Below are 13,518 nucleotides of genomic sequence, written 5' to 3' on the forward strand. Positions count from 1 at the left end.
CGACCCCAAATTCGTCAAGCGAAGGGGTTGCATCGAAGCTTCTTGCTTTCATGGCGCCTTGGAACATACCATGAACGCACTTCTTCGACAAGAGACGATGGTCAGCTTTGCGCGGTCGGCGGGTAATCGAGCCCCTTGGGCGACAGAGTGAAGATCTCGCAACCTGTTTCGGTGACGCCGATCGTGTGCTCGAACTGGGCCGAGAGCGAGCGGTCGCGCGTGACCGCCGTCCAGCCGTCGCTCAGGATCTTCACATGCGGGCGGCCGAGATTGATCATCGGCTCGATGGTGAAGAACATGCCGGGCTTCAAGGCGACGCCTTCGCCGGCCCGGCCGTAATGCAGGATATTCGGATGGTCGTGGAATTCCCGGCCGAGGCCATGGCCGCAGAAATCGCGCACCACCGAGCAGCGCTCGCTTTCGGCATAGGCCTGGATGGCATGGCCGATATCGCCTGTCTTGTTGCCGGGCTTCACGGCACCAATGCCCCGCATCAGGCTCTCGAAGGTCACTTCCATCAACCGCTCGGCTTTGCGGTTGACCTCGCCCACCCGATACATGCGGCTCGCATCGCCATGCCAGTCCTCGACGATGAGCGTCACGTCGATATTGACGATGTCGCCCTCGCGCAGAGGCTTGTCATTGGGAATGCCGTGGCAGACGACATGGTTGATCGAGGTGCAGATGGACTTGGGAAAGCCGCGATAGTTGAGCGAGGCGGGCACCGCCTTGTTGTCGCGGGAGAATTCGGCGACGACGCGGTCGAGCGCCTCGGTGGTGACGCCGGGGCGGACGAGAGGAACGAGGAGATCGAGCGCCTCGGCCGTCAGTCGGCCGGCCTTGCGCATGGCGGCGAAGCCCTCGGGGCCATGCAGCTTGATCTGGCCGGTGCGGCCCTCGGTGCCGTCTTGCGCTTTCACATAGGTCATGACCGTCTCACATAATGAGGAAAGGGGTCACCGGCAAGTTTTGGCGCTTGACCAGCGTGTTTTGTGCATTATATAGATATCTAGCAATATAGATGGACGGCTATTTATGGCTCAACTGGACCTCGTTTTCGCGGCTTTGGCAGACCCGACAAGGCGGGCGATCCTGGCGCGGCTCGCCCAAGGCGAAGCCACGGTGAATGAGCTCGTGGCGCCATTCGCGCTCAGGCAGCCGACCATCTCGAAACATCTGAAAGTGCTGGAAGGGGCAGGGCTCGTCACCCGCGGGAAGAACGCCCAGTTCCGCCCAGTTCGCCTCAACCCGGCGCCGCTCGCCGGCGCCGCCCAATGGTTCGGCGATTACCGCCGTTTCTGGGAAGAGAGCCTCACCCAGCTCGGCGACTACGCCAAGGAATTGCAACATAAGGAGAGCGTCATGAATATCAGGGAAACCACCGCCGACCGCGAGCTCGTCGTCACCCGCGACTTCGACGTGCCGGCGCGCTTCCTGTTCGAAGCCTACAGCAGACCTGAGCATCTCAAGCGCTGGTTCGGTCCGAAAGGCTACCCGCTCACCATGTGCGACGTTGATTTCCGCATCGGCGGCCGTTACCGCTTCGCCATGACCGGCCCCGATGGCAAGCAGAATACGCCCTTTGGCGGTGAATATCTCGAGATCGTTCCCAACAAGAAGATCGTCTTCGACAACAGCTTCGAGGAGCCCAATCCGAGGAAGATGATCATGACCGTCACTTTCGAGGAAAGGGACGGCAAGACGAAGCTCGTGATGCATACGCTCTTCGAATCCAAGGCGATGCGTGATGAATATGTCGGCGTCGGCATGGAGGAAGGCATCAATTCGGGCTTCGACCAGCTCACCGACGTGGTCGCCGAGCTCAAGCGGAAAGCGTAGATATCAGCCAACGGTCCCGCCGGATGCGGCCAAGAGGATCTTGGCTTCATCGGCGGCCTCGGCCGGCATTTCGGCGACGAAGCGGCGCTGATGCATGACCCCGATGCGGTCGGCTACCGCCAGAAGCTCCTCGATCTCCGACGAGATGACGATGATCGCGACGCCGGTCGAGGCGAGACGGCGCAGCATCTGATGGATCTCGGCCTTGGCGCCGACATCGACGCCGCGCGTCGGCTCATCACAGACCAACATTTTCGGCGCCGTGAGCAGGGCGCGGGCGATCAGCACCTTCTGCTGGTTGCCACCGCTCAGCTTGACGATCGGCGCATCGAGGCTCGCGGCCACCAGCTGCAGGCGCTCGAGCATGTCGCCGGCCCGCTTGCGTTCCTGGCGCGCGTCGCGGAAAGGACCCCGACGCAAAGCGGGAAGAGCCGCGGCCGTCGCGTTGGCGATGATGTCGAGGCCCGAAAAGAGGCCATCGCGCTTGCGGTCCTCGGTGAGATAGACAATGCCATGGCTTATGGCCTCGGCCGGCGATGCGATGTCGAGCCTGCGGCCGTCATGTTCGATCTCGACCGCGGCGGAGTCACGGCGACTGCCGCCGAGCGCCCTTGCGAATGTCGTGCGGCCGGACCCGACCAGGCCGGCGAGGCCGACAATCTCGCCGCCTTGCACGGCAAGCCCGCTCTCTTTTCCGTCGGCATGATAGGTGATGCGGAAGGAGGAGGCGTCCATCGCGCCATCACCACTGCCGGCCATGCGCGTATAGGCGCCGCTGCGGCCGATCATCAATTCGACGAGCTCAGGCAGTGTCAGCCCCTTCACATCACGGGTCGCGACTTTCCGGCCGTCCCTCAGCACGCTGACACGGTCGGCGATTGCCAGCACCTCGCGCAAATGATGCGACACATAGAGCACCAGCATGCCTTGCGATTTGAGACGGCGGATGATGGCGAAGAGATTGTCCTGCTCGGCGAGCGAGAGAACCGCGGTGGGCTCATCCAGAACCAGGATGCGCGCTCTGAGCGACAAGGCGCGCGCGATCTCCACCAGCTGCTGCTCGGCCACGCTCAGGCCGCCGACCTCGGCTTCGGCATTGAGCTTGAGGCTGAAACGGTCGAGCAGGGCTCGCGTATCCGCCAGCAGCCGGTTTCGATCGATGAGGCCGAGGGCGCCCTTGGGCTCGCGCCCGAGAAAGATATTGCGGGCGACCGAAAGCTGCGGGACGAGACTGAACTCCTGATAGACGGTGGCGATGCCCAGATCCTGCGCCGCGGCGGGATCGCCCAAGCGCGCCGCTTTCCCATCAATGAATATCTCGCCGTCGCTGGGCGACTGCGCGCCGGAGATGAGGTTCATGAGCGTCGACTTGCCGGCGCCATTGGCGCCGACAAGAGCGTGAACCTCACCCGCATCGGCGGAGAGGTCCACGCCGGCAAGGGCCACGACACCAGGAAAGCGCTTGGAGAGCCCCTTGACCGTCAGCAGCGGTGCCTGAACCCCGTCCATCATTGCTTCGGCAGGAAATCCGCCGGCAGCTCGCTCGCCCACCAATCATCGGGCGCCTTCTCGTCGAAATATTTGCCGATATCGGCGGGTGCTATGTAGACGGAGGGCACGGCGGTGCCGCGCGTGACGCCGTTGCCTTTCAGTATATCGACGCCGATCTTCACCGCCTCCTGGCCGGCGCGCGTCGGGAAGGTGACGGCGCCACCTTGCTTGTGCTGAGCGACCCATTTCAACCAGCCATTATATTCATCGCCCGGCGACATGATCACTTCGGTGAGGCGCCCAGCCTCGTCGAAGGCCTCGGCGACGCCGATCGACATCTGGCCGGCCGGCGAGAAGACGCCGTCGATTTTCGGGAAGCGCTGCAGAAGGTTCTCGGTGATCTGCTTTGCCTTGGCGCGGTTCCAGTCGCCATATTCGGTGCTGACCAGCTCGACATCGGGGAATTCCTTGAGCACCGTCTGCAGGGCGTCGAGCTGGTCGACGGCCGCCGTCGTGCCGGCGATGGGGAGCATGGCGACGATCTTGCCCTTGCCGCCGAGGTCGGCCATCAGCTGGCGCGCCACCTTCTCGCCGAGCTGCCACTGGCTGATATAGGCATTGGACACGGTGCCTTCATTGTCGGTGAAGCCGCCGCCCGCCTGCACCGTCGGGATGCCGGCCGCGACCGCGCGCTTCAGGACATCGGCAATGGCATTGTCGTCGACCGGCCAATAGATCAAGAGGCTGATATTCTGGCGCAGCAGGTCCTCGATATCGGCGACCTGCTTGGCCGGATTGAAAGCGGCGTCGGTCACGATGACATCGGTGATCTCCGGATGCTTGGAGGCTTCCCAGCGCACGTGCTGAAGCGCGAAGACCACCCAGGAATTGGACAGATAGCCGGCCGACACGCCGATCTTGTAGGGACCGTCCTTCTTGAACTTGGCGGTATCGGCGGCTTGCGCCGCCTTTTCCGTCTGCATCTTGTCAGTTGCCTGGTCGGCGAAGGCAGGTGACCCCAGAAGGCCGAGCGCGGCGAAAGCGCCTAAAGCGAGGAATGGTCGTCGGGCAATCTTCATGTTCGTCTCTCCCTTGTTGTGGTTCTGCTACTATACGGCTCTGGCATTGAGCCCGCCATGAACGGCCGAGGCGAGGATGATGATGACGCCCATCACCACGAGCTGCATGTGGTAGGGCAGGCCGCTGATGTTCACGAGGTTGAAGGCGATGACGAGGACGAGGACGCCCGCCACCGTCCCGGCGATGCCGCCGCGGCCGCCCTCGAATGTGGTGCCACCCAGCACGATGGCGGCCAGCACCTGGAATTCGAGCCCCTGTCCCGAAAGCGTGTTGGAAACGCCCGAGCGTGCGAGCAGGGCAATGCCCGCCAGCGCGCCGAAGAATCCGGAAAGCGCATAAGCGAGCACGATGGTGCGGGCGACCGGGAGACCCGAGAGGCGTGCAGCTGAGCGGTTGCTACCGATCAGATAAAGCCTGCGCCCGAAAAGCGTGGTTTTCTGGAGGATGAGACCCACGGCGGCAAGGCCGAGGAAGGCGAGAGCCAGGACCGGCACCGTGCCGAAGATCCGGTAATTGAAAAACTCGCGGAAGCCGGGCGAGACGATGCCGCGGGCCGTGCCGCCTGAATAGATCTGGGTGAGACCGAGGACCGCGATGCCGGTGCCGAGCGTCAGGATGAAGGGCGAGACGCGCGTGAAGGCGCAGGCCAAGCCGTTGAGCGTGCCGATGAGGATTCCGGCGGCACAGGCGACGATGACGGCCAAGGGAAGATTGCCGGCGTCCCCGTTCATCTGCACGGCGCACAATACCGAGGTGAGCGAGATGACCGCGCCGATGGAGAGATCGACGCCGCCCACGATCATGACGAAGGTGACGCCGATGGCGGCGATGCCGATGGGAGCGACCTGGCGCATGACATTGAAAAGATAGGAAGGCTGCAGGAAAGCCTCCGAAACCAGGATGGCCAGGCCATAGACCAGGATCAGCACGACAAAGATCGCGTAGCGCGCGGCCAGATGCAGGGTCGCGTCAGTGCGATATGCCGACAACGCCGTCATGCTTCGGCCCGCCTTGGCTGGTTGAGGAGGATCGCGATGACGACGATCATCCCCTTGGCGAACATCTGCACGAAGGCCGAAACCTCGAGGAGGTTGAGCACGTTGGAGATGATGGCGAGGGCCACCACGCCGCCGATCGAGCGGACGACGCTGCCGCGGCCGCCGGCGAGAGCGGTGCCGCCGAGAACGACCGCCACGATGGAATCGAGCTCGAGGCCGGTGCCGGCGAGCGGATAGCCGGTCCCCAGGCGGCCGGCGAGGAGGAGGCCGGCGAGGCCGGCGAATGCGCCGGAGATGACGAAGCAGGCGAGGCGCACGGCCCGGATATTCACGCCGGCACGCCTTGCGCTCTCGGCATTGCCGCCCGCGGCGACGAGGTGATAGCCGAAGCGCGTGCGCGTGAAGACAAGCTGGGCGAGGCCCGCCAGGACCAGGAGCAGGAGGGCTGAGACTGGGATGCCGGCAATCTCGCCATTGGCAAGCCACTGCAGAAAAGGCGAGGCGCGTCCGACGCTGCGGTCGGTAATGGTGAAGATGACGCCTTGCAGAATGGACAGCATGCCGAAGGTCAGGATCAGCGGATGCAGATTGAGGCGGTTGACGAGGATGCCGTTGAGGAGGCCGATGGCGGCGCCGAGGACGAGCATCAGGGCCACGACCGCAAGCATCAGCGACGGGTCGCTGCCGAGAATGAGACAGGAAAGCACGACCACGAGGCCAGCGATCATGCCGACGCTCAGATCGATCATGCCGGCGGCGATCACGAAGGTCTGGCCAATGGCGATGATGCCGAGCACGCTCGCCTGGCGCAGGATGTTGGCGAGATTGGCCGGATCGCGGAAGGCCGGTATGGCGATGGCGGCGGCAAGGCCAGCCGCTGCCAGCAGCACCCAGATGCCGACCGTCTCCACATCGAATCGTGCCGATCTCAAGGCTAAAGCCATGACAGCGCCGTGTCGGTATCGGCAACCCAGCCGAATTTCATGGCAAAATTCTTGAGCGTCGCCGCGTGGAGGTCGGGTGCATAGGAGGATACGGCGTCAGCGACGATCGTCGTGCGATAGCCGTGATGGAAGGCTTCGCGAGCCGTCTCCTCGATGCAGATCTGGGTGACGGTGCCGGCCACGAGCAGCGATTTCACGGCCTCAGCCTTGAGGCGCCGGTCGAGATCGGTGCCGTGAAAGGCGCCATAGCCGTATTTGTCGATGACGATCTCGCCGTCCATGGGCTTGAGTTCGTCGATCACGTCACTGCAGTCGCGCGCACCTTGAATATCGGGATAGGTGCGCTGATGGCCCTTCCAGCAGCTTTTGACATCGGGCCAGCATTGCGGCGACCAATGCCACAGAAGGTTCGGCTCCTCGCGGGAGAGGAAGCGCGTGTAGATCACCGGCCTGTCGCAGGTCCGGAAAGCCTCGATGAGGCGCTGGATCGGCCCGATGGTGGCGCGTGAATCGGGTACCTCGAGCGGCGCATCGCGGCGGACAAAGTCGTTCTGCATGTCGATGACGAGGAGCGCTGGATCGCGCAGCCGCTCGCTTGGCGGGACATGTCCTGCGTGGACCGGCGCAGCCAAATCTTCCTCCCCAGTTTCGTTGCGGTCGACATTGAGCCCGATTTTTCGCGGGGACCGACCTTGCCTGCCCAGCATGCGGTAGGTTAAAACGGGAGTCAATCATATCCAACTGTTTGGTTGAAAAATGACGGAAGTACAGATGATCAGCAAGCCGCGCCGCCGCAAGGAGGCGCTCGGCGCCACGTCGCGCGAGACGCTGCTCGAGGCGGCCAAGGCAGCCTTTGCCGCGCGCGGGCTCGAAGGGGCGAGGGTCGATGACATCGCGCAGCGGGCGAAGATCAACAAGCAACTCGTCTACCACTATTTCGGCAGCAAGGATGGGCTCTATACCGCCGTCCTCGAGCAGATCTACCGCGAGATCCGCGAGCGCGAGCAGGAATTGCACCTGGCGAGCTTCCCGGCCGAGGAAGCGATGCGCCGGCTGGTCGAGTTCTCTTTCGATTATTTGGCGCAAAACCCCGAATTCGTTGCGCTTATCGCGGACGAGAACGCCCATGACGGACGCCATCTGCAAGGCGCTTCGCAGGTTGAGGAAATGAACCGGCCGATCATCGACCTGTTGCGTGAGACGCTCGAGCGGGGGACAAGGGAAGGCGTCTTCCGCCGGGGCCTCGATCCCCTCCACATCTATCTGTCGATCGCCGGCATGGCCTTCTTCTACTTCTCCAATGTCCATACGCTGAGCCGGATCTTCAATCGCTCTCTCGGTTCCGCGGCGGCGATCGCCGAGCGGCGCGCTCATATCGTCGACTTTGTGCTGAACGCCATCCGCACAAGGTGACATCGACAACCTCTTGCTTGACAATTCGACTGCTCCCTCCCAAGATCAACTGAATGGTTGATACAAGATTTGGCGTGGGATGGGGCGCATGAACGAGAGCAGGCCGTTGCGAACGAACAAGATTTCCAACGCGATCAAGGATGTCGAAGAACTCGAGGAAATCTTGTCGCGGCCCGATGACGATGTGATCGCCGATCTCGGCCGTCTCGACGGCGACATCCTCGTCCTAGGCGCCAGCGGCAAGATGGGACCGACGCTGGCCCGCATGGCGCGGCGCGCCGCGCCCCACAAGGCCGTCTATGCTGTTGCGCGCTTCTCCGACGCTTCCGCCCAATCCTCCCTCGAGGCGCATGGCATCGAGACAATCAAGGCCGACCTCCTCGATCCCGATGCGATGAAGCGGATGCCCAAGGCGAAGAACGTCGTGCTGATGACGGGCTTCAAGTTCGGCGCGATGCAGGCGCCGGCGCGGACCTGGGCGACGAATACTTTGCTTGCCGCGCAGGTCACGGGCGCGCTCAAGGACTGCCGGCTCGTCGCCTTCTCGACCGGCTGCGTCTATCCCTTCGTGTCGGCGACTGGTGGTGGGGCCACCGAGGATTATCCGCTCACGCCGCCCGGTGAGTATGCCAATAGCTGTGTCGGGCGTGAGCGCATGATCGAATGGCAGAGCGAGCGCAATCATCTGGCCGGCCGGCTGTTTCGCCTGAACTACGCGATCGATCTGCGCTATGGCGTTCTCTATGACGTCGCGGTCAAGGTCCGGGACGGCAAGCCGGTCGACGTCACCACCGGCTATGTCAATGTGATCTGGCAAGGCGATGCCAATGCTATGGCGCTGCGCTCGCTGGCGCAGGCGCTCGACCCGATCGCGCCCCTCAATGTCACCGGGCCCGAGCTCATCCCGGTGCGCTGGCTTGCCCAGTGTTTTGCCGAGCGCCTCGGCAAGAAGCCTGAGATCATCGGTGAAGAAGCGCCGACGGCGTGGCTCAACAATGCCGCCGAGGCCTTCCGGCTCTTCGGCTATCCCAAAGTGCCGTTGCTCCAGATGATCGATTGGACGGCCGACTGGGTGAGCCGCGCCATGCCGAGCCTCACCAAGCCGACGGGCTTCGAGGTTCGCGATGGGGCTTACTGAAGGCGGCGGGATCGGCCAACTCATCGAGCTCGAGGCCGGCGACATCGAAGACGCGGTGAAGCTCAGCGCCGAGGCCGGATGGAATCAGGTCGCCGCCGATTGGGCGATGATGCTCGCCGAGGGCAAGGGTTTCGGCATCAAGGACGAAGGCCGCCTCGTCGCCAGCGGATTGGCGCTGCCTTATCCGCCCGATTTCGGCTGGATCAGCATGGTGCTGGTGACCCGGACGCACCGCCATCGCGGGCTCGCCACCGCGCTGCTCAGGCATCTGATCGCCTATCTCGAGGAGCGCGGCCTCGTGCCCATGCTCGATGCCACATCGCAGGGCCGGACGATCTATCTGCCGCTCGGCTTCCACGATGTCGAACCGATCTCGCGCTGGCGCGGATCGGGCAAGGGAACCGGCGAGCCCTCGGCACGCGAGACCGTCGACATCGATCATGATCATAGGGCCTTCGGCGCCGATCGGTCGGCCATCCTCAAGAATCTCCTGGCGCGCCCGCAGGCTTCGGCACTCGGCACTGGAGAGGGAGCCTTCCTGCTGACGCGCGCCGGGCGCACGGCGACGCAGATCGGGCCGATCGTGGCTGAGACAGCGCGGCAGGCGATCACGCTTCTCGATGAAGCGATCGCCAACATTGCCGGACCGGTGCTCATCGACGTGCCCGACAGAGAGACGGAAATGCGCGAAACGCTCACGCGACATGGTTTTGCCGTCGAACGCGCCTTCATCCGCATGGCGCTCGGGCGAAAGCGAGCGTTCGGCGATCCAACCCAAATGCGCGCCATCGCCGGTCCTGAGCTCGGTTGAGGAAGAGGCACATGAACTGGCAAGAGATTCCCGCCGCACTGCTCGAAGGCTTTCGCGACGGCATGGTCATTCCCGCCCATCCCCTGGCGCTCGACCAGCAGCGCCGGCTCGACCCGCGCCGCCAGAAGGCGCTGACGCGCTATTACATCGATGCCGGCGCCGGCGGGCTCGCGGTCGGGGTGCATACGACGCAGTTTGCGATACGCGAGAACGGCCTCTATCGGCCGGTCCTCGAAATCGCCGCCGAAACGGCGGCCGCCTGGAGCAATCGGCCCGTCATGAAGATCGCAGGCGCCGTCGGCCGCACGGTTCAGGCGCTGGAGGAGGCCCGCACCGCGCGAGCGCTCGGCTATCATGCGGTGCTGCTCGGTCTCGCGGCCCTCAAGGGCGCGAGCGAGGACGAGCTCGTCGAGCATTGCGCGGCGGTCGCCAGGGAAATGCCGGTCATCGGCTTCTATCTGCAGACGGCGGTCGGCGGCATGCCGCTATCGGCACGTTTCTGGGAACGTTTCGCCCGTATAGAGAATGTCATCGGCATCAAGGTGGCGCCCTTCAACCGCTATGCCACGCTCGATGTGATCAAGGGTGTCGCCGCCGCGGGCGCGCTCCGGCGCATCGCGCTCTATACCGGCAATGACGATCACATCGTGCTCGATCTGATCCTGCCGTTCCACAGCGAAGCGGGCGAGGCGCGGTTTTCCGGCGGCCTGCTCGGCCATTGGTGCGTGTGGACCAGACCTGCGGTCGAGCTCCTGGCAAAATGCAAGGCCGCACGGCGCGCGCCGGCCGTCGCCAAGGAGCTGCTGGCCCTCGACAGCGCCGTCACCGATTGCAATGCCGCCTTCTTCGACGCGGCGAATAATTTCCATGGCGTCATCGCCGGCTGCCACGAGGTCTTGCGGCGCCAGGGCCTGCTTGCCGGGCGCTGGTGCATCGACCCAAAGGAGGATCTGAGCCCCGGCCAGGCCGAGGCCATCGACCGGGTCTATCGGCTCTATCCTGAGCTCAATGACGATGCCTTCGTCGCGGCCAATCTGGAGCGCTGGCTCGCCACGTGATTTTTTTGACAGCACGCTTGAGCGATGGCAGAGCTAGTCTGTCATGGCAGATCAATCCCCCACCGCCGCCGTCCTGTTGATCGGAGACGAAATCCTCTCCGGCCGCACCAAGGACAAGAATCTCGGCTTCATCGCCGATTACCTGACCGCTCTCGGCATCGACCTTAAGGAAGCCCGCGTCGTGCCCGATATCGAGGACGAGATCGTCGCTGCCGTGAACGCGCTGCGCCGGCGCTACACCTATGTCTTCACCACCGGCGGCATCGGCCCCACTCATGACGACATCACCGCCGATGCCGTAGCGAAAGCTTTCGGCGTCCCGATCGATCATCACCCGCAAGCGGTCGAGATTCTGCTCGCCCATTTCAAGCAGATCGGGCGCGAGCCGAACGAGGCGCGCCTGCGCATGGCGCGGACACCGGAGGGGGCGAGCCTCATCACCAATCCTGTCTCCAAGGCGCCGGGCTTCCAGATCGGCAATGTGTTCGTCATGGCCGGCATTCCCAAGGTCATGAATGCGATGATGGAGGACGTGGCGCCGAGGCTCGAGCGCGGCAAGCCCGTCATATCGCAGACGATCACCATCGAAGGCGGGGAGGGCGACGTGGCGAAGCCGCTCAAGGACATCCAGGAGCGCTCGCCTCAGGTCATCATCGGGTCCTATCCCTTCGAAAGCCCGCAAGGCTTCGCCACCAACCTGGTCTTGCGCTCGCGCGACCAGGCCGCTTTGGCGACCGCCATGAACGAGGTGCGCCAGATGGCGGCCGAGCTTACCAGGAGCGGAAAGGTGCGAGGCTGGTCCTGACGTCGCCCGCAGGCTCGGCGGATGACCGGCCGATCGGCACCAGCGAGTCGGCGAAGATCTGTGCGGTACGCTCCCAGGTGAAGCGCTGGCTTCCCTGATGGACCTTGTCGCGATCGAGGGTCAGCGCGCGCAGGATGGCGAGCTTCAGATGCTTGTCGAGCGCGCCGGTGACGCCGTCCTGAACCACATCGATCGGGCTCGGCACGTCGAAAGCGGCAACCGGCGTGCCTGAGGCCATGGCTTCGAGCATGACCAGGCCGAAAGTGTCGGTGAGGCTTGGAAAGACGAAGACATCGGCCGACGCCATCATGCGGGCAAGCTCCTCGCCGAAGCGGTAGCCGAAGAACACGGCATCGGGAAAGCGCTTTTCGAGCTCGGGCCGCTGCGGTCCGTCGCCGATGACGAGCCTGGTGCCGGGCAAATCGAGGGCGAGGAAGGCCTCGATGTTCTTTTCCGGCGCCAGGCGCCCGACATAGAGCGAGATCGGGCGCGGCAGATCGAGGGCGGTGCGCTCATAGGGGCGGAACAGCGTGTGATCGACGCCGCGCGTCCAGGTTTTGACATTGACGAAGCCGCGCGCTTCGAGGTCATTGGCGATGCTGCGGGTCGGCACCAGGACGGTGCGGCTCGCCCCATGGAATTTGCGCAGCATCGACCAGGAGGCGGCCGCGAGACCGGGCAGGGGCAGGCGCAGCGCCAGATAATCGGCGAAACGCGTGTGAAATCCGCTGGTGAACGGGATGTTATGCCGCCGGCAATGCGCCCGCGCCGCCCAGCCCAAGGGACCTTCGGTCGCGATATAGATCGCATCGGGCGCGATCTTGGTCAGTTCGCGGCCGAGCCCGCGCGATGTGATGAGGGCCAGGGGGATCTCGGGGTAGAACGGAGCCGGCAGCGCCCATCGGCCCTCCGGCGAGATGATCTTCACCTCATGGCCGCCTTTCGCGAGTTCGCCCGCGACGGCGCTCAGCGTACGGACGACGCCGTTAACTTGCGGGTACCAGGCGTCCGTTACGATGACTATCCGCATTGGCATCCTCTAGCAAGGTGTCGCGAAGCTTTGCCCATTCGATGATCTCGAAGCGGCCGTCATGATGCTCGATGAGGGCGGTGCAGCTTTCGACCCAGTCGCCGTCATTCATGTAGTGGATGTCGTCGATCATGCGGTTGTCGGGCGTGTGGATGTGGCCGCAAATCACGCCTTGCGCGCCGCGCTGGCGGGCCTCGCGCACCACCGCGTCCTCGAAATGCGAGATGAATTCGACCGCCTTCTTGACCCGGAATTTGAGATAGGCGGAGAGCGACCAATAGGGCAGGCGGAAGAGGCGGCGGCCACGGTTGACGAGGCCGTTCACCATCATCGAGATCTCATAGGCGCGGTCGCCGAGGCGGGCGAGCCACGGCGCATAGCGCACGATGCCGTCATATTTGTCGCCATGCAGCACCAGATAGCGCTTGCCGTTGGCGGCATGGTGGATGGCATCCTCGAGCACCGCGACCCGGCCCATGCGCAGATTGCGGAAGTCGCGGAACTTGTCGTCGTGATTGCCGGGAATGTAGATGACCTTCGTGCCTTTGCGCGCCTTGCGCAGGATCTTCTGGATCAGGTCGTTATGGAGCTGGTCCCAGAACCAGGCCTTCTCCAGGGCCCAGTTGTCGACGAGGTCGCCGACGATATAGAGCCAGTCGGATTCGGTGACGCGCAGGAAATCGAGGAGATATTGAACCTGCGCTCTCCTCGTCCCCATATGGATGTCGGAGATGAAGATGGCGCGGTAGCGGGTCGTCGGTCTCGTGAGTGCGTTCATCGGCCAGGCTGCCTGGTTATGGTGACCTTAGGCCTGACTCCCGTGAAGGTATCATGACAGTGCACGGATAAAGATGACGCGGGAGCGTGCCAATTGCATGGTCCAGGACGAAGCGGCATAACAGCGCTTTCGG

General features: G+C 63.8%; 13 protein-coding genes and 2 pseudogenes. 7 read left to right on the forward strand and 8 right to left on the reverse strand.

Annotated features, from left to right (window positions below; all coding sequences use genetic code 11):
• Positions 1-101: 101 nt before the first annotated feature.
• Positions 102-929, reverse strand: coding sequence for a type I methionyl aminopeptidase (map, locus tag DS839_RS01850; RefSeq protein ID WP_119268566.1), 828 nt, complete (start codon positions 927-929; stop codon positions 102-104).
• A 106-nt stretch (positions 930-1,035) separates the two neighbouring features.
• Between map and DS839_RS36845 the strand changes: the two are divergent.
• A pseudogene (locus DS839_RS36845) lies at positions 1,036-1,356 on the forward strand (ArsR/SmtB family transcription factor); the annotation flags it as partial.
• A gap of 72 nt (positions 1,357-1,428) precedes the next feature.
• Positions 1,429-1,839 (forward strand): annotated as a pseudogene (locus tag DS839_RS36850) (SRPBCC domain-containing protein); the annotation flags it as partial.
• A 3-nt stretch (positions 1,840-1,842) separates the two neighbouring features.
• Here the strand turns inward: DS839_RS36850 and DS839_RS01860 are convergent.
• The 5 genes from DS839_RS01860 to DS839_RS01880 are packed head-to-tail and all read right to left on the reverse strand — an operon-like array spanning position 1,843 to position 6,984.
• The gene (locus DS839_RS01860; protein WP_119268568.1) at positions 1,843-3,351 is read right to left on the reverse strand and encodes a sugar ABC transporter ATP-binding protein; all 1,509 of its coding nucleotides are present in this window, start codon (positions 3,349-3,351) and stop codon (positions 1,843-1,845) included.
• A complete protein-coding gene (locus DS839_RS01865) occupies positions 3,348-4,409 on the reverse strand; it encodes a substrate-binding domain-containing protein (RefSeq protein WP_119268569.1) in 1,062 nt (353 codons plus the stop codon). The genes DS839_RS01860 and DS839_RS01865 overlap by 4 nt, the downstream gene beginning before the upstream one ends.
• A 30-nt stretch (positions 4,410-4,439) precedes the next feature.
• Entirely contained in the window at positions 4,440-5,408 is a 969-nt protein-coding gene (locus DS839_RS01870) for an ABC transporter permease (protein ID WP_119268570.1), read from the reverse strand.
• A complete protein-coding gene (locus DS839_RS01875) occupies positions 5,405-6,340 on the reverse strand; it encodes an ABC transporter permease (RefSeq protein WP_162918229.1) in 936 nt (311 codons plus the stop codon). Before DS839_RS01875 ends, DS839_RS01870 begins: the two co-directional genes overlap by 4 nt.
• A gap of 2 nt (positions 6,341-6,342) precedes the next feature.
• Positions 6,343-6,984 (reverse strand): cysteine hydrolase family protein, encoded by a 642-nt coding sequence (locus tag DS839_RS01880; RefSeq protein WP_162918230.1) that lies wholly within the window; start codon positions 6,982-6,984, stop codon positions 6,343-6,345.
• 139 nt (positions 6,985-7,123) lie between these two features.
• Between DS839_RS01880 and DS839_RS01885 the strand changes: the two genes are divergently transcribed.
• The 5 genes from DS839_RS01885 to DS839_RS01905 all read left to right on the forward strand — a co-directional run bounded on the left by DS839_RS01885 (position 7,124) and on the right by DS839_RS01905 (position 11,577).
• Positions 7,124-7,765 carry a TetR/AcrR family transcriptional regulator gene (locus DS839_RS01885; RefSeq protein ID WP_368911046.1) on the forward strand — a complete coding sequence of 214 codons (642 nt, stop codon included), beginning with the start codon at positions 7,124-7,126 and terminating at the stop codon, positions 7,763-7,765.
• An 88-nt stretch (positions 7,766-7,853) separates the two neighbouring features.
• A complete protein-coding gene (locus DS839_RS01890; protein ID WP_119268574.1) occupies positions 7,854-8,903 on the forward strand; it encodes an NAD-dependent epimerase/dehydratase family protein in 1,050 nt (349 codons plus the stop codon).
• The gene (locus DS839_RS01895; protein WP_119268575.1) at positions 8,890-9,714 is read left to right on the forward strand and encodes a GNAT family N-acetyltransferase; all 825 of its coding nucleotides are present in this window, start codon (positions 8,890-8,892) and stop codon (positions 9,712-9,714) included. Before DS839_RS01890 ends, DS839_RS01895 begins: the two co-directional genes overlap by 14 nt.
• Before the next feature lie 11 nt (positions 9,715-9,725).
• Positions 9,726-10,772, forward strand: coding sequence for a dihydrodipicolinate synthase family protein (locus DS839_RS01900; protein ID WP_119268576.1), 1,047 nt, complete (start codon positions 9,726-9,728; stop codon positions 10,770-10,772).
• Positions 10,773-10,815: 43 nt separating this feature from the next.
• Positions 10,816-11,577, forward strand: coding sequence for a competence/damage-inducible protein A (locus DS839_RS01905; protein WP_119268577.1), 762 nt, complete (start codon positions 10,816-10,818; stop codon positions 11,575-11,577).
• Here DS839_RS01905 and DS839_RS01910 read toward each other — a convergent pair.
• On the reverse strand, positions 11,543-12,607 hold the full coding sequence (locus DS839_RS01910) for a glycosyltransferase family 4 protein (protein ID WP_119268578.1): 1,065 nt from the start codon (positions 12,605-12,607) through the stop codon (positions 11,543-11,545). The genes DS839_RS01905 and DS839_RS01910 overlap by 35 nt on opposite strands.
• Positions 12,564-13,385 carry a UDP-2,3-diacylglucosamine diphosphatase gene (locus DS839_RS01915; RefSeq protein ID WP_119268579.1) on the reverse strand — a complete coding sequence of 274 codons (822 nt, stop codon included), beginning with the start codon at positions 13,383-13,385 and terminating at the stop codon, positions 12,564-12,566. Before DS839_RS01915 ends, DS839_RS01910 begins: the two co-directional genes overlap by 44 nt.
• Positions 13,386-13,518 lie beyond the last annotated feature (133 nt).

The sequence above is a fragment of the Taklimakanibacter deserti genome (assembly GCA_003574785.1).